Here is a 14500-nt window from a genome sequence, read left to right as displayed (position 1 = left end):
ATGTTGAATTACGGATTTATGACTTAAAAGTCTGGACTTTTTCTGCACCTTAAAAAATCAAATAACTGAGTATGGGGGGGCTGGAGAGCTTCCCCCAGTGCCGTGGCAAGTCTACCCCCGGTAGTAAATTACTGGGGATTCCTTTAAAGAAGTTCAAAAAAGGCTGCTGTGGATTAAGTCACGATATACTGCATCCAGGTAATTTATACCTATAACCCGTTTGAAGTGCTCTATAAGCGAACAACAGAGGTGAGTTATTTTACCTGATAGATGAACCAACCGCAAGACCAGAACCAAGAGCAAAGTATAATCGCTATTGCCGGTAGCAGGGATGAGGCTTTACAGGGGAACTGGCAGTTTATCACCTACCCTAACAGGGAAGAAGCGCTGAAAGCCTTACAGTATCCCAGTCTGTTTTGAAATCGAGGTCTTAGGATCTCAGGCGTGAATCTTTATGAACGTAAAGCCTTCAGCGATAATCCTGAAGGCTAATTTTTTTATTTAAATATTTTGAGAGCTTTTGCCTATCGGAAGATAGATGAAGCTTACTTCCTAAAGGCAGATTTTTTCTCAAAAATTTTTAACTAATTTGGATAGGGTTTGGCTACCACATGATAGCCGAGCGCTAATTCATTTTAAGAAGAGATATAGCTCATATGAAATCCTTACGAGTCTGTTTTTTATATGTACACGATTATTTAGATATAAATGCTTGGTCAGGTACTATTTATTATATGCACAAAGCATTAACAGAAAGAAATATACAAGTTGTGGGTCTTGGAAAACCACCAAAAAAGTATTCGCTTGGGCAGAAAATATTAAATAAGTTGTGTCAGAAAAACGAGTCAGTAAAAATAGGATATTCTCGTTACATTGCCGAGTGCAAAGAATTGGCATCTATCTTGCAAAAGCAGCTTCTAGAAACTCCATGCGATGTAATTTTTGCGCCCGTGGCTAAAAGAGAAGTAGCTTTGGTTAAAACAAATATTCCCATAGTTTATTGTTCAGACGCTACCTGTTCTTTATATCTGAAAGATTATAGAATTGAGTTAGATCCAGAACAAATAGAATGGGAAGAAAGAGAAGAAGCGATCGCAATATCAAAAGCGAGTAAGTTAGTATATCCCTCCCGATGGGCTGCGAATTCAGTTACGAGTGACTATCAGGCTGAACGAGATCGGATAAAAATAATTCCTTTTGGGGCAAATATAGACGAGTCTCAGTTGGCAAACGAAGTATTATCAAAAAAGCAAAATCAAGTTTGCCGCTTGTTATTCGTGGGCAAAGATTGGGAGAGAAAAGGAGGTAATTTAGCAGTTGAAACACTAATATGTTTGCATAAAATGGGAATTGATGCCGAATTAGTGATGGTAGGAAGTAAGTTACCAGATGAAGTGAGATCGGACAATCTGACAGTCATTCCTTATTTGAACAAAAACGATCCTCAACAGCGACAGCAACTCAACGAACTGTTTTTAAGGGCAAATTTCTTGATTTTTCCAACTCGTGCTGACTGTTCGCCGATTGTAATTTGTGAAGCAAACGCATTCGGTTTGCCTGTTATAACAACCGAGGTTGGAGGAATTCCTACAATTATTGAAAACGGAAAAAACGGCTATATGCTGCCATTCTCTGCAACGGGGAATGACTATGCTAATCTAATAGCAAAAATTTTCTCAGCTCGGGCATTGTATAATCAATTGGTACTATCTTCAAGAGCAGAGTACGAGACGCGGTTAAACTGGAATAAATGGGCAGAAAGTATGGAACAAGTGTTTGTCAGTCTGGTAAATTATAATCTTAAGCAGCCTGCTGGTTCAGCAAGATAGTAATGACAAACTATGCAGCCGCTTTGGCTGGGGAATTCGGTCAAGCTCAAACAAAATTTCCTGTTGGTTGACAGATTGTTCTAGGTGTTGGGCATAGTGGTGAGACTGTCGCAGCTTGGGAGGTGAGAAAGTAGAAGAGGGCGATGCGATCGCGCATCATTCAGTATAATAGATACCGGCTTGCCAAAGTATATTTATGCTGTCCCACCCCCAACTACTAACCGATCCATTTTTGCAATGCCCAACAGAGAATTCTGTGCGGGTTGTTTGGTTTACCGAATTCCCCGGTTCCCATCATATTGTTGCCTATGGTGAGAATTTTAGCCAAATAGTTACCGCAACTACGACTAAATTAAGTCGGGCGAGGGAAGATCAAAATTCCCAGGTAGAGCAAGTTTATCAACAAACCACAAGAAGCCATATCTGGCGACAAGAAGCAGAAGTAACAGGACTAATCCCCAATACCAAAGTTCCTTATCGCGTTACTAGCGTCAGGGAAGATGGGCAAAGCGTCAGCAGTAATACGTTTGCTCTAGCACCCAAACCGCTACCGGGAATGCCCCTCAAAATTTTACTCACTTCTGACCATCAACTAAAGCCGATGACGGCTGCGAATCTGCAAAAGGTAGTAGAGACAGTCGGAGTTGTTGATGCTGTTTTCTTTGCAGGTGACTTGGTAAATGTGTCGGATCGCGCTTCGGAATGGTTTGACGATCGTCGGGGTTGTGCTTTTTTTCCCTGTCTGCAAGGGCGGGCAAATTATCAATTAACTAAAAATAATATTCAAACCCTTTATCACGGGGGAGAATTGCTGCAAAATGCCCCCATTTTTACCGCAATTGGCAACCACGAGGTGATGGGTCGCTTTTCGATGGATAGCAGTTTGGATGACCAATTTGATAATACCTTGCCCCGTGAAGTTGCCGAAAAAATCTTCACTCCTCGGATTTTGAACCCGGATGTACGGAATTCTCAGGATTCTTGCTTGGGTAAGGGGGATGATTGGGTGAAGGATTATTCTTTTAATACGGATACTTATGAGGAGATTTTTACCTTGCCTGAGAGTCACGCAGGAGGAAAGAAATATTATGCCGTGACGTTTGGAGATGTGCGGTTGGTGGTATTGTACGTAACGAATATGTGGCGGACGCCTTCCCTTGCGGCTAATGCGAGGGGGAAGTATTCTGAATCCAAACCGACGCTAAACAACCCGGAAAATTGGGGATACGGTCAGCATATCTTTGAACCGATTAAACAAGGCAGCACCCAGTACCAATGGTTGCAAACCGAACTCAACAGCGTTGAATTTAAACGGGCAAAATACAAAGTCGTGATGTTCCATCACCCACCCCATACCTTGGGCGATAATATTGTTCCCGCTTATACCGATCCGGTACAAATAATTGAACGCGACGCCGATGGCAATATTCAAGCAGTGCGATACGAGTATCCAAAACAACAAGATTACATCATCTGCGACCTCGTGCCGCTGCTAGAAAAATCTGGCGTGCAGCTAGTATTGTACGGTCATTCACACCTGTGGAATCGCTTTGTTAGTAACAACGGCACTCATTATTTGGAAACTTCTAATGTGGGGAATTCTTATGGTGCGGCGCTATCAGAAAAACAGCGACCCGTACCAAATGGCTACCAACAGGAGTATACTGCTACAGGGAACCCGTATGAGTTAGAACCTGTCGTGCCAGCGATCGCGCCGCTCTTCGGCTCCGATGGTCAACCGTTACCCTATGTAGCGAGTAACGATATCACAGCTTTCAGCATTTTGGACACGGAAACCGGCATAGTCAGCAGTTATCGCTTCGATACGAGAAATCCAGACCGAGAGGTGCTAAAGTTTGACGAATTTCGCTTGAAATCAAATAAGTAGGGGCACGGCAGGCTCAACTTTGATGCTGGCGCCACAAATTTAACTCGCCTTGTCCCTTGCCGATTCTCTACCTTAAAGGGGATTATAAGAGCTTGGATTTACGTTAAAATAATTAACCTAGTCTCGTTGTGTCGATTTTGCTGCCAAATCGGCGGCGATCGAGCAACGATGGGTTACCTTCCCTGTCTAAACCTGCCCAAGGTGCTAAAAAATAGGCAGGTAACTCTGGATTATCTGTGGCAACGAAAGTTGTTCAAACAGATTCTAAGGTTGGCTCGACCTAAAGATACGCCTGTGGACTGGAAGTGAAAACCCCAGGATGAAGCAGGAAATAGACACCGAACCCCACAAACGGGTTTGGCTCAGTTCTAGAGAGCAAACATGTAGGTGTAAACTACTCGTTACTAGAGTGCGTATACATCCACAGGAGGCAAAAAACCTACCAAGATAACTACCAGGAAACAATTCGCATGGTCAATCAGAAATCAGCAACGGCAGAAATTGGCTTTAGCCACGAAGATTTTGCAGCTCTATTAGACAAGTATGATTATCACTTTAGTCCCGGTGATATAGTAGCCGGTACAGTATTCAGTATAGAGCCGCGCGGCGCTCTGATTGACATAGGTGCTAAAACAGCAGCATATATTCCGATTCAGGAGATGTCAATTAACCGCGTAGACGCTCCGGAAGAGGTTTTACAATCAAACGAAACCCGCGAGTTCTTTATTCTTACCGATGAGAACGAAGATGGACAACTAACGCTTTCTATTCGTCGCATAGAATACATGCGCGCTTGGGAGCGAGTGCGTCAATTGCAAGCAGAAGACGCCACTGTGCGTTCTCAAGTATTTGCCACCAACCGGGGGGGAGCGCTGGTACGGATAGAAGGACTGCGAGGGTTTATACCGGGGTCTCATATCAGTACCAGGAAGCCGAAAGAAGATTTAGTGGGAGAAGAACTGCCCCTGAAATTCTTAGAAGTAGATGAAGATCGAAATCGTCTGGTATTGTCCCACAGAAGGGCATTAGTAGAACGCAAGATGAATCGCCTGGAAGTAGGCGAAGTGGTGATCGGTTCGGTGAGAGGAATCAAACCATACGGTGCGTTCATCGATATTGGCGGCGTCAGCGGTTTATTGCACATTTCCGAAATATCCCACGAACATATCGATACGCCTCATAGCGTGTTCAATGTGAATGACGAAATTAAAGTCATGATCATCGATCTAGATGCGGAACGGGGTAGGATTTCCCTGTCAACCAAACAGCTGGAACCCGAACCAGGGGATATGATCCGCAATCGCGATCGCGTGTACGATATGGCAGAAGAAATGGCGGCGAAGTATCGCGAACAGCAAAAAGCCAAACAGCAAGGTGAAGTAGCTGAAGCACCACCCGCAGCTGCGGTTCTGGCGACGGAAGAAGAAGCAGTGGAAATCCCAGAAGCAATGGAAATCCCAGAAGCAGTGGAAACCCCAGAAGCAGTGGAAACCCCAGAAGCAGAGGCTTTACCCTTAGTTCAAGAGTAAGCGATAGCTCAGTTGTGGTGAAATACAACTAGCTTTCCAAAAGAGGGTAATTCCCTCTTTTTTTTGCTCAAATCTACAGGAGCATCACTAAATCGCCAAAAATTTAACTAAACTTAACCCTCGCAACGAGGAGGTATTTTTATTTATATGGAGCAAAAGAGGTTGGTGACAATTCGCTGTCGGGACAAAACCTTTGCCAATATCTCTGCCATTATTTTTGATAAAGACGGCACTTTGGAAGATTCCGCAGAATATTTGAGACAGTTAGGACAAAAGCGATGTCGTGCCATCGATGCCCAAATTCCCGGTGTTGGCGATCCTTTATTAATGGCATTTGGCATCAATGGGGATACCCTCGATCCTACCGGGTTAATCGCCGTTGGCAGTCGCCGCGAAAACGAAATTGCCGCCGCTGCCTATATCGCCGAAACTGGAAGGGGATGGATCGAATCCCTGTCTATTGCCCGTCGCGGGTTTGAAGAAGCCGATCGAGTTTTGCAAAAAACTGCCCCCTCTCCCCTGTTTGTCGGCTGTTTGGAAGTGCTGCAATTTCTCTCAAAAGCTGGGCTAAAATTGGGGATTCTTTCGGCGGCTAGAACATCACGAGTTAAAGAATTTGTCAAGTACTATCAATTGGGAAATTGCATTCAGTTACAAATGGGGGTGGATGAAGCGCCAAGTAAACCCGATCCGGCTTTATTTCTGCAAGCTTGCCAGACACTAGGAGTCGAACCAGGTGCTACTTTAATGGTCGGAGATTCGGCAGCGGATATAGAAATGGCGCAGAAAGCTGGTGCAGCCGGTTGTATTGGCATATGCTGGGGAAATCCAGAAGCGGCGCATTTGGCAGCGGCGGATGTAGCAATCGCGCAACTAGACGAAATCCAAATCGTTTAGTCCTGTTTGACCCATGACCCCACTCTGTGAAGAATTGTTAAAGGAGATTCGGGGCGGGTTTTACCAACCAATCAAAGAAGCCACGCAATATGTTGTTAAACCCGTCCCTACTTCCGCCAATAACTCAGCAAATTTCTCAGGTAGAACCTGATGGATCGTAAGCTTCATCAGGATCAAACAGTAAAAATACTGAATCTTTACAAACCTTTGATAGAAATATTGTTATGATGACTGGTTAAAAGAAACGGGAAGAATGATGCGCCCACTCATACCCGGTATAGGGTAAAACGCTTTGGGTGCAACTGCGCGTCGCAGTTTGCACTAAAATAGCGCGAGTACCCCAATCACAGGGGAGTTAAAGCTTGTGGACGCGCTTGGCGCGGCTTCCCGCACCCGTTGAGTGAGTTAAAACGCCATGACATGAGAATGTAAGACACCAATAGGGGAAACCTAAAAGGGAGATTCTCAGTCCAAAAATTCCCCGCTATTGATGTGGGGGATGGTCAAAGTGGCTGAACCTAGCTCAAACAATTCGTTTTCCTATCTAATATTCCAGGAGGAATTACCATTGTCTCGTCGCTATCTATTTACCTCCGAATCTGTTACCGAAGGTCATCCTGATAAAATCTGCGATCAAATTTCCGACACTATTTTAGATGCGCTACTCACCGAAGACCCGAAAAGCCGCGTCGCCGCCGAAGTCGTAGTTAATACAGGCTTAGTCCTGCTGACAGGGGAAATTACCACCAAAGCCCACATTAATTACATCGATTTAGCCCGCAAAAAAATTGCCGAAATTGGCTACACGAATGCTGAAAACGGCTTCTGTTCCAATAGTTGTTCCGTATTGGTGGCGTTAGACAGGCAATCCCCTGACATCGCCCAAGGCGTCAATACCGCCCAGGAAACCCGGGAACAGTCCAGCGATGAGGCATTTGACGCCGTTGGCGCGGGAGATCAAGGCATCATGTTTGGCTTCGCCTGCAACGAAACCCCAGAACTGATGCCCTTACCGATCAGCATCGCCCACCGTGCCGCCCGACGACTGGCAGCGGTCCGCAAAACCGGGCAACTGCCTTACCTGCGTCCCGATGGCAAAACTCAGGTAACGGTAATCTACGAAGATGGTAAACCCGTCGGCATCGATACGATTCTGATTTCCACCCAGCACACTGCCACCATTGGCGACATCAGCGACGAAGCCGCCATCCAAGCCAAAATCAAAGAAGACCTCTGGGAAGCAGTCGTACAACCCATCTTTACCGATATTGCGATCAAGCCAGATGCACAAACCCGCTTCCTTGTCAACCCCACAGGCAAATTTGTCATTGGTGGCCCCCAGGGAGATGCTGGTTTAACAGGTCGTAAAATTATCGTCGATACCTACGGCGGTTATTCCCGTCACGGCGGCGGTGCTTTTTCCGGCAAAGACCCGACAAAAGTAGACCGCAGTGCCGCCTACGCCTGCCGCTACGTAGCGAAAAATATCGTCGCTGCCGGGTTGGCAGATAAGTGCGAAATTCAGTTAAGCTACGCTATCGGCGTTGCCCGACCTGTCAGTATGACAATCGAAACTTTCGGAACTGGAAAAGTGGATGATGACAGGTTGCAGGAGTTGGTCAAAGAGCATTTTGAACTGCGTCCGGCGGGAATTATCCACGCCTTTGGTTTACGCAACCTGCCAGCAGAAAGGGGCGGTCGTTTCTACCAAGATGTAGCCGCTTACGGTCATTTTGGTCGCACAGATATAGAGTTGCCGTGGGAACAAACTGACAAAGCACCGCTGTTGAAAGAAGCGTTGGCGCAACAGCTTTCTGCTTCAGTAGTGTAGGAAGATAAAAGAGCGATATCGCTCTTGATTTGTAGGGTGCGATCTGAACGCACCCTACGCTTTTTAGACCTTGACTGAGATTAAATTCAGATTTTTACTAAAAAAAATAAATCCAATTTCATAACGATAGAAGTTGTTCGATAAATGAAAAGTAAAAGTCTACTAACAACAGCTTTGTATAACTGCTTGTGCTGGCTTCGGGTTGATTCCGGTGGAAAAGGCTTTGAGTCAGCAGGTCGCTTGTGACCCATAGGGTCGTTGCTTCCAACGTCAAGTTTTCGGCGATTCTTACGGTCGGTGCTTCCAAGGGTGGATTCCGTATAGGTCTCCTGCAAACAATGGGTCATCGGAAGCGAGTACCTGTGCAATGGCAGCATCAGGAAATCAACTTGCCCAACTAATGGTTGCTGGTCAATGGATTGACTGTCGAAGGTACAGGTATCCTGACGTTCGTAGAGAGGGGCAAATGTTACAGCAGCGACTTAACAATACCATTAACAATCTTCGACAACCTTAGCTATAAATTTAAATAGCTGGTTTCTGGTGTTAACAATTGTTATCCCTTTTTCCTGAGAATACCAGGGAGAGCGGTGCTTGCCCCGTAGCGATCGCTATTGCCTTCCCTTAGAATGTAAAAAGACTATTATCACAGCAAGTCGAAACATTCCGATTGCGATGTTATTCATATGACTATTCTCGAATCAGCGATCGCCAAATTGCAGCAACTTCCAGAGTCAGCTTTGCCTGAAGTCAGCGACTTCATCGACTTTTTGATGCACAAGCATCAATCTAGAATAGCTGATGGCATCCAAGACGATATTGCTAAAGCTTGGGCAAAATGGTTCGAGGGGGTAGATCTTTTGGAAGTAACGACTACTGAGCAAAACAGCGAATATCAGCAACTGCTACTCAACAAGTATCGGCAACAAGGTCTAGAACTATGATCCTATGCGATGCAGGGGTTTTATTTTGTCTGGTAGATCGCACTCAGCCTCAGCACGTTGCTTACCAAAATGCGGTTATGCGTTTGGCAAAGCCTCTCCTTACAACCTGGTCATGCCTGACAGAAGCTATGTATCTTTCTCTGCATCGAGGCGGATGGATGATGCAAAAACAGTTGGGTCAGATTCTTTTAGATCAACTGCTAACAATTTACCATATTCAGGAAGGTGAATACAGCCGTTTACTGGAACTGATGGAACAGTACCGCGATCGACCAATGGATTTGGCTGATGCCACCCTAGTTTTGACGGCTGAAAAAACAGGGTATCGTCAAATTCTCACGCTTGATGCTGATTTCTTATTTTATCGTATTGGCAATCGGGATACCTTTGACATCATTCAAGTTCGCTGAAAACATTTCAATCCTTGCGGTTACCATTGTTTTTCATAGAAAGAAACCCGGTTTCTTGGCGTCAGTCCTGACTCAGATAAATTAACCCATGCAAGCATTAAAACAACAAGCGAGGAAACTTAAAAAAGAAACATATGCGATTTATTTAGCTTGTAAAGACCCCAGAGTTCCCTGGTATGCAAGGTTGTTGGCTGGGTGCGTTGTTGCCTATGCTTTTAGTCCGATTGACTTGATTCCAGATTTTATTCCAATCATTGGTTATTTAGACGATTTAATTATAGTGCCGCTCTTGATTTGGCTGGTATTAAAGATGATTCCCGCTGCTGTTTTAAACGAGTGCCGCCAGAAAGCAGAAGCAGCTATGAGCGCAGGTAAGCCTACCAGTAAGATAGCAGCGGTTATTATTGTTTTGATTTGGATAGGTTTGGGGATTTTAATTGTTGTTTGGATGGGGCGAATTTTGAAAGGTTGATTTGTCAAGATTGCAGAAAATATGAAGATACCAGACGATTACATTGAAAAAATTCGCGCTGTTTATCCCAACTCTTCATTAGAGCGCGTGGAGTTTAACCAGGATGGAATGAACAATGATGTAATTATCATTGACCAGCAATTAGTGTGTCGATTCCCTAAAACAAAGTGGGCAAAACAAACCTTGGCGATAGAAGTCAAGATTTTGCAGTTGGTACAATCGTTTATTGACCTACCTATTCCGCAGATCGAGCTTGTGGAAGAGGATTTTGTCAGCTATCCCTTTATTGAGGGTGAGCCACTTTCTCGAAATAAGTTACTGAGGTTAGAATCATCCGCTCAGGAAAAAGTAATTGCACAGTTAGGTGAGTTTTATCAGCAACTACACAGCATTCCCAACGATGTTCTCGAAACATCTGGAATTGCGGCTTCAGTTGCCGAACGCACTCGCGAAGATATGTTGCATCTTTATCAAAAAACTCAGGAAATTCTTTTCCCATATCTATGGAAACACCAACGCACTTGGGTTCACGAACACTTTGAGCCGCTGGTCGAGGGCAATTTAACGCTAGAGGCTTCTCCTGTTTTAATTCACGGCGATCTAGGGTGCTACCATATTCTGTTTAATTCAGAACAACAGAGGATTAGCGGCATTATTGATTTTGGCACAGCAGGTTTGGGGAATCCAGCGATTGATTTTGCCAGTTTACTGGATAATTATGGCGAACCTGTCGTGAAGCGGATGGCGCCATACTATTCAGATTTAGAGAGTTTGATCGATCAAGCTCGTTTCAGAGCTGGAACAGTTTGGTTACAGTGGGCGCTGATGGGGGTTCAACAGCAAGATACTGAGTTGCTATTAGCCCACATTGGCAGTTCGGCTAGAGATATACAGCCTTTAGGCGTTCCGTGGTGAACGGTGGCGCAATCATACCTTGAGCAGAGATGCTTGCAGAGGCAGCGATCGCTTTTCTTATTTTATCGTATTGGCAATCAAGATACCTTTGACATCATTCAAGTTCGCTGAAAACATTTCAATCCTTGCGGTTACCATTGTTTTTCATAAAAACCCGGTTTCTTGGCGTCAGTCCTGACTCAGATAAATTAACCCATGCAGGCATTAAAGTTTGGTGTCTGCGGCGGGTATCCTGTTGACGATGTTAGGTGTGGGTGGTTTGATGGGATGGATGGGTTAACAGAGAATCAAGAGTTACCAGGGAAAACATGGGTATCAAACAGAAGGCAGACGACGCGAGGAAGAAGGCATACCAGAAAGTTATTGCCACTAAGCTTCTTGATGGAATAGATCAGTTTCTTTTGTTAATAAATTTTTACCTTCTTAAAACAAGAATAAAAATCGACACTCTACAGTAAGAATAAAAATTTTTACAATCAGGAAGGCATATTCAAAAAAGAGGAATAACTTTATATTGACAACAATATTCCAGAATAATTAAAGGATGTTTTGTCAGCTTTAGATCGCGGTGGCAGAGGAAAGCTTTTGGATGTTGGAATTCGAGGTTTTGAGAATAATAGTAATCAGTTTACCGTCAAACAGGTTTCAGATATTATTAAAAAGCGTCTTCAAGAAGCAAAGGATAAGCAAGATTTAACGGAGTATTGGAGTTTCAGCGCTCCTATCTATAATATTTTCTAAATTCAGAACCAAACAATTCAAAAAAACTAGATATTTGGGCATTCGCAGATCGGTTTTACCCAGGCCAAATTCCACCTAAAAAATATCTACCTAATCTACAATAATTTTCATGGGATGCTTGTAATGAATGGCTGCTAAACTCGATAGCCAAGAATATCGATCATCTGGAAAAACTAGCAGATTTTATTAAATATATTAACTCCGAGGAAAATACAGCAATTGAATGGCTTGATAACTTTAGCTATTTTGTAGCCAACCAGTATGAGAAAATCCTTGAATTGTCTGCTATTCTACCTAATCAATCTGGGTTATTCATGCACAGGAAAGCTCTGAAAAAGGATGGCGTTATTCCAGAATATTTGAAGTAAATTATTGAGATTTTAACTTCTAATTACTCGAATTATTTTCGGATTGATAGAAGTTTGAAAAGAGTTGAATAGTTATTTGATAAAGAAGAAACAAAAACGATTGAAGACATCGCTATAGAAATTGACAAAGCCATAAAAGAGTGGGAAATGGAAGATAAAACAGGCGAGCCAAAATTTACCAAAGTCATTACTGGCATGATTGAATGGTCTAAAAATAAAACAGATAGGGAAGTTGAAAAACTATTTAGTTACTTTTATAGCCATAAAGCCGAACTTCTACTGAAGACATTGGATGATAGCGAAGTCAGTAGTGGAATTTTCACGATTCTTAATCATCGGGAGAAACTATCAGTTTTAACCTCTTTAGCAGAGAATCCTGACATATCAGAACAAGATTTGCAATACTTTGCTCAAAATCCGGCACAATTCAAAGAGTTTAAAGAATTTCGAGAACTGATTTATCAGGAATAATTTCAGGCTTTTAATGTTTTGAAACAATAATTTTACTGACAATAGATTAGTGAATTGGTAGAAAATAAGGATAAATTGGATGTCTTAAAACATTTACAGGATTCTGCTGAGGCTGGTGATATGTCAGCGTTGATTTGGGCGGAGGAATTGGGGGTTTATGAGGCGGTTGCCAACCTATTTAGGAGTACCACGAACAATGAAGTGGCAAGGGTTGTGAGTAAAAATGTAAGGGTAAACATATCTGAAAGGACGATCTACAAACAAGATATTGCAAATATTGGTCGGGAAGGAGAAGCATTTGTTTACCAGAAACTGGTTGATAAATTTGGTGAAAATCGCGTAATCTGGCTCAATAAAGATGGTGAGACTCGGAGTCCTTATGACTTTGTTGTTATCGATAATGATGGCGCAGAATCTCTCTATATTGACGCAAAAACAACTTTAACTGACGAGTATAACGCTGATAGGATTCCCTTCTATGTCGGCCTAACTGAGTGGGAATTTTCCGCAAACAACGATCGTTATTATTTAGCAAGGGTATTTAAAATTAGGAGTACAATGCCTACAGTTAAGTTTCTTAAATTTGTGCGATTGCTAGACGGTTGATGGTGAAAATTAGCCTAGCAAATATGGTATAAATTCGACGCGGCGCGAGATAACTTAACCGTCAGATATAGAATCTATGATTGCCAAATTGCAGCAACTTCCTCAGTTTTGCCTAAAGTCATTACAAGATTTTGCCAGAGCTTTCGCTATGCGATCGCATATCCAGTATGCTGTCGTAATTGGGGAGGATGGAAGGCAAGGACAATCCGATCTTTGGGAACTCCAGCGGCGACAAGTTCATCAGTGATACCGTCTTCAATCCCATCGTAGTGAATCCAGATTTTGTCGTTGCGAAGTTCAGCATGGACGATCAAGCCATGAACTCGTCGGTTATTTTCCCAGCCTTCGTGTACCAGCATAAAGTGGTTGTAATCGCGGCTGACAATAACATAGGTAATCACATCACCATAACGGTAAGGAAGAGCCGCATAATATTGCATAATTTTCTCCAAAATATCACGCCATTGCTCTAGGGGTTGATTCGAGGTTGCCATTCGACGATCTCCTCAATATTTGGGTCAAAAACTATGATGCGAAAACCAGGTTCTTCTAGTAGCAGTTTTCCGGCTTCCTCTTTGAACAAAGTCTCAAAGGTGTTGCGACTGACGGCTAGGTAAAGACGACGATCTGGATCTATTCTTTGGATCGCTCTGGTGTACATAAAGAATTGCCCCCATGCATTTTCGAGGTCTTTGATGGGAGAAGGACTCAGAAAGCTTTTAATTTCGACAGCTATTTTTTCAGAATCTCGTTCAGCAGCAATGAGTTTTTCAGCCCCCAGATCTACAAAGGCGGAGCGTTCCCCTATCTTGAGGATGAGGGGGTCATCAGTAATTGTCCAACCGTCTTTGATCGGGGCGGTGCGGACGGTATCGTGATACAGATCTTTGGCGGGCATTAAGGTTGTTCTGTTTACGCTCCATCTGTTTCTATTTTAGGCGATGGAACATGCGATCGCTGGCTCATGGACGGGTAGATTGGTTGCGAGGCTTCATTTTCCACAGAATTTCTCAAGAGAATCACTACATTGAAAAAGGATGGCTTCCCTTGGAGCGATCGCTCAACTTCGTTACCATAAAGTTAGAGCCTCGGATTTGGCAAAGCAAGAGTAGAAGACTACCATGACCATCAAAGAGCAATTCCTGCAAACGATCGAACAAGCCCCAGAACCTATTCTCAAAGAAGCTCTAAACTACCTGCATTACCTGATTGACAAATACAAGGACGAACAGGAAGAACAGCAAGACCTGGAAGACCTAAAGTTAGCCAGAGAAGACCTGCAAAACAACCGCACGATTTCTCTGGAACAACTCAGACAGGAATTGGGGCTGTGAACTACACTGTCGAAATTTCGTCCCTGGCTGCTCGCCAGATCAAAAAGCTGCCTCCAGAAACTCAAATACAGGTGCTTGCTCAACTTGCGGCTTTAGCCCAACAACCCCGACCTGATGGTGTCACCAAAATGAAAGGAGAGGAAAACACCTACAGATTGCGTGTGAAAAATTACCGCATCCTTTACGAGATTCTCGATCAACAGCTGATTGTTCTAATTGTCAAAGTGGGTCATCGCCGTGAGGGGTATCGCAAAAGTTAGCGAAG

General features: G+C 43.7%; 20 protein-coding genes. 17 read left to right on the top strand and 3 right to left on the bottom strand.

Annotated features, from left to right (window positions below):
* The first annotated feature begins 270 nt into the window (after nucleotides 1-270).
* The 6 genes from ACE1CM_RS36365 to metK all read left to right on the top strand — a co-directional run bounded on the left by ACE1CM_RS36365 (nucleotide 271) and on the right by metK (nucleotide 7974).
* Complete coding sequence (locus tag ACE1CM_RS36365) at nucleotides 271-420, top strand: hypothetical protein (protein WP_374883803.1); 150 nt, start codon at nucleotides 271-273, stop codon at nucleotides 418-420.
* A 236-nt stretch (nucleotides 421-656) separates the two neighbouring features.
* Nucleotides 657-1829, top strand: coding sequence for a glycosyltransferase (locus ACE1CM_RS36360; RefSeq protein WP_374883802.1), 1173 nt, complete (start codon nucleotides 657-659; stop codon nucleotides 1827-1829).
* A 196-nt stretch (nucleotides 1830-2025) separates the two neighbouring features.
* Nucleotides 2026-3717, top strand: a complete 1692-nt coding sequence (locus ACE1CM_RS36355; protein WP_374883801.1) for a metallophosphoesterase — start codon at nucleotides 2026-2028, stop codon at nucleotides 3715-3717.
* A gap of 470 nt (nucleotides 3718-4187) precedes the next feature.
* A complete protein-coding gene (locus ACE1CM_RS36350; RefSeq protein WP_374883800.1) occupies nucleotides 4188-5246 on the top strand; it encodes a 30S ribosomal protein S1 in 1059 nt (352 codons plus the stop codon).
* Between the two features lie 162 nt (nucleotides 5247-5408).
* A complete protein-coding gene (locus tag ACE1CM_RS36345; protein ID WP_374883807.1) occupies nucleotides 5409-6143 on the top strand; it encodes an HAD family hydrolase in 735 nt (244 codons plus the stop codon).
* Nucleotides 6144-6711: 568 nt separating this feature from the next.
* The gene (gene metK, locus ACE1CM_RS36340) at nucleotides 6712-7974 is read left to right on the top strand and encodes a methionine adenosyltransferase (protein ID WP_374883799.1); all 1263 of its coding nucleotides are present in this window, start codon (nucleotides 6712-6714) and stop codon (nucleotides 7972-7974) included.
* Between the two features lie 118 nt (nucleotides 7975-8092).
* On the opposite strand, the gene ACE1CM_RS36335 is transcribed toward metK, so the two are convergent.
* Nucleotides 8093-8281, bottom strand: coding sequence for a hypothetical protein (locus tag ACE1CM_RS36335; protein WP_374883798.1), 189 nt, complete (start codon nucleotides 8279-8281; stop codon nucleotides 8093-8095).
* 379 nt (nucleotides 8282-8660) lie between these two features.
* Here ACE1CM_RS36335 and ACE1CM_RS36330 point away from each other — a divergent pair, with 379 nt between their 5' ends.
* The 8 genes from ACE1CM_RS36330 (at nucleotide 8661) to ACE1CM_RS36295 (ending at nucleotide 12901) form a co-directional block, all read left to right on the top strand.
* Nucleotides 8661-8918: a DUF2281 domain-containing protein gene (locus tag ACE1CM_RS36330; RefSeq protein ID WP_374883797.1), complete on the top strand. Its 258-nt coding sequence runs from the start codon at nucleotides 8661-8663 to the stop codon at nucleotides 8916-8918.
* Nucleotides 8915-9328 carry a type II toxin-antitoxin system VapC family toxin gene (locus tag ACE1CM_RS36325; RefSeq protein WP_374883796.1) on the top strand — a complete coding sequence of 138 codons (414 nt, stop codon included), beginning with the start codon at nucleotides 8915-8917 and terminating at the stop codon, nucleotides 9326-9328. Before ACE1CM_RS36330 ends, ACE1CM_RS36325 begins: the two co-directional genes overlap by 4 nt.
* 88 nt (nucleotides 9329-9416) lie before the next feature.
* Nucleotides 9417-9800 carry a YkvA family protein gene (locus tag ACE1CM_RS36320; protein WP_374883795.1) on the top strand — a complete coding sequence of 128 codons (384 nt, stop codon included), beginning with the start codon at nucleotides 9417-9419 and terminating at the stop codon, nucleotides 9798-9800.
* Nucleotides 9801-9821: 21 nt separating this feature from the next.
* Nucleotides 9822-10715: a phosphotransferase gene (locus ACE1CM_RS36315; RefSeq protein WP_374883794.1), complete on the top strand. Its 894-nt coding sequence runs from the start codon at nucleotides 9822-9824 to the stop codon at nucleotides 10713-10715.
* Between the two features lie 195 nt (nucleotides 10716-10910).
* On the top strand, nucleotides 10911-11105 hold the full coding sequence (locus ACE1CM_RS36310) for a hypothetical protein (protein WP_374883793.1): 195 nt from the start codon (nucleotides 10911-10913) through the stop codon (nucleotides 11103-11105).
* 159 nt (nucleotides 11106-11264) lie between these two features.
* The gene (locus tag ACE1CM_RS36305; protein WP_374883792.1) at nucleotides 11265-11456 is read left to right on the top strand and encodes a hypothetical protein; all 192 of its coding nucleotides are present in this window, start codon (nucleotides 11265-11267) and stop codon (nucleotides 11454-11456) included.
* A gap of 515 nt (nucleotides 11457-11971) precedes the next feature.
* Nucleotides 11972-12295 (top strand): hypothetical protein, encoded by a 324-nt coding sequence (locus ACE1CM_RS36300; RefSeq protein ID WP_374883791.1) that lies wholly within the window; start codon nucleotides 11972-11974, stop codon nucleotides 12293-12295.
* Nucleotides 12296-12349: 54 nt separating this feature from the next.
* Nucleotides 12350-12901 (top strand): DUF3883 domain-containing protein, encoded by a 552-nt coding sequence (locus ACE1CM_RS36295; protein ID WP_374883790.1) that lies wholly within the window; start codon nucleotides 12350-12352, stop codon nucleotides 12899-12901.
* 146 nt (nucleotides 12902-13047) lie between these two features.
* Here ACE1CM_RS36295 and ACE1CM_RS36290 read toward each other — a convergent pair whose 3' ends face one another.
* Both ACE1CM_RS36290 and ACE1CM_RS36285 read right to left on the bottom strand, forming a co-directional pair.
* Entirely contained in the window at nucleotides 13048-13395 is a 348-nt protein-coding gene (locus ACE1CM_RS36290) for a XisI protein (protein ID WP_374883789.1), read from the bottom strand.
* Nucleotides 13371-13799 (bottom strand): element excision factor XisH family protein, encoded by a 429-nt coding sequence (locus tag ACE1CM_RS36285; protein WP_374883788.1) that lies wholly within the window; start codon nucleotides 13797-13799, stop codon nucleotides 13371-13373. The genes ACE1CM_RS36290 and ACE1CM_RS36285 overlap by 25 nt, the downstream gene beginning before the upstream one ends.
* Before the next feature lie 50 nt (nucleotides 13800-13849).
* Here ACE1CM_RS36285 and ACE1CM_RS36280 point away from each other — a divergent pair, with 50 nt between their 5' ends.
* Genes ACE1CM_RS36280 through ACE1CM_RS36270 form a run of 3 tightly spaced genes read left to right on the top strand, consistent with a single transcriptional unit; the run spans nucleotide 13850 to nucleotide 14495 of the window.
* Nucleotides 13850-14026: a hypothetical protein gene (locus tag ACE1CM_RS36280; RefSeq protein WP_374883787.1), complete on the top strand. Its 177-nt coding sequence runs from the start codon at nucleotides 13850-13852 to the stop codon at nucleotides 14024-14026.
* On the top strand, nucleotides 14023-14235 hold the full coding sequence (locus tag ACE1CM_RS36275) for a hypothetical protein (RefSeq protein WP_374883786.1): 213 nt from the start codon (nucleotides 14023-14025) through the stop codon (nucleotides 14233-14235). Before ACE1CM_RS36280 ends, ACE1CM_RS36275 begins: the two co-directional genes overlap by 4 nt.
* Entirely contained in the window at nucleotides 14232-14495 is a 264-nt protein-coding gene (locus tag ACE1CM_RS36270) for a type II toxin-antitoxin system RelE/ParE family toxin (protein ID WP_374883785.1), read from the top strand. The genes ACE1CM_RS36275 and ACE1CM_RS36270 overlap by 4 nt, the downstream gene beginning before the upstream one ends.
* Nucleotides 14496-14500 lie beyond the last annotated feature (5 nt).

Source organism: Microseira sp. BLCC-F43, from assembly GCF_041929235.1.
In the GTDB taxonomy this organism is placed as follows: domain Bacteria; phylum Cyanobacteriota; class Cyanobacteriia; order Cyanobacteriales; family Aerosakkonemataceae; genus Microseira.
The sequence above is the reverse complement of the archived record's forward strand: the minus strand, read 5'-3'. Positions and strand labels throughout refer to the sequence as shown.

What these genes read in the sequence shown, in the direction of transcription:
- ACE1CM_RS36365 (WP_374883803.1), top strand. Translation starts at nt 271, where the DNA reads ATGAACCAACCGCAAGACCAGAACCAAGAGCAAAGTATAATCGCTATT.
- ACE1CM_RS36360 (WP_374883802.1), top strand. Translation starts at nt 657, where the DNA reads ATGAAATCCTTACGAGTCTGTTTTTTATATGTACACGATTATTTAGAT.
- ACE1CM_RS36355 (WP_374883801.1), top strand. Translation starts at nt 2,026, where the DNA reads ATGCTGTCCCACCCCCAACTACTAACCGATCCATTTTTGCAATGCCCA.
- ACE1CM_RS36350 (WP_374883800.1), top strand. Translation starts at nt 4,188, where the DNA reads ATGGTCAATCAGAAATCAGCAACGGCAGAAATTGGCTTTAGCCACGAA.
- ACE1CM_RS36330 (WP_374883797.1), top strand. Translation starts at nt 8,661, where the DNA reads ATGACTATTCTCGAATCAGCGATCGCCAAATTGCAGCAACTTCCAGAG.
- ACE1CM_RS36325 (WP_374883796.1), top strand. Translation starts at nt 8,915, where the DNA reads ATGATCCTATGCGATGCAGGGGTTTTATTTTGTCTGGTAGATCGCACT.
- ACE1CM_RS36320 (WP_374883795.1), top strand. Translation starts at nt 9,417, where the DNA reads ATGCAAGCATTAAAACAACAAGCGAGGAAACTTAAAAAAGAAACATAT.
- ACE1CM_RS36315 (WP_374883794.1), top strand. Translation starts at nt 9,822, where the DNA reads ATGAAGATACCAGACGATTACATTGAAAAAATTCGCGCTGTTTATCCC.
- ACE1CM_RS36310 (WP_374883793.1), top strand. Translation starts at nt 10,911, where the DNA reads ATGCAGGCATTAAAGTTTGGTGTCTGCGGCGGGTATCCTGTTGACGAT.
- ACE1CM_RS36300 (WP_374883791.1), top strand. Translation starts at nt 11,972, where the DNA reads ATGGAAGATAAAACAGGCGAGCCAAAATTTACCAAAGTCATTACTGGC.
- ACE1CM_RS36290 (WP_374883789.1), bottom strand. Translation starts at nt 13,395, where the DNA reads ATGGCAACCTCGAATCAACCCCTAGAGCAATGGCGTGATATTTTGGAG.
- ACE1CM_RS36285 (WP_374883788.1), bottom strand. Translation starts at nt 13,799, where the DNA reads ATGCCCGCCAAAGATCTGTATCACGATACCGTCCGCACCGCCCCGATC.
- ACE1CM_RS36280 (WP_374883787.1), top strand. Translation starts at nt 13,850, where the DNA reads ATGCGATCGCTGGCTCATGGACGGGTAGATTGGTTGCGAGGCTTCATT.
- ACE1CM_RS36275 (WP_374883786.1), top strand. Translation starts at nt 14,023, where the DNA reads ATGACCATCAAAGAGCAATTCCTGCAAACGATCGAACAAGCCCCAGAA.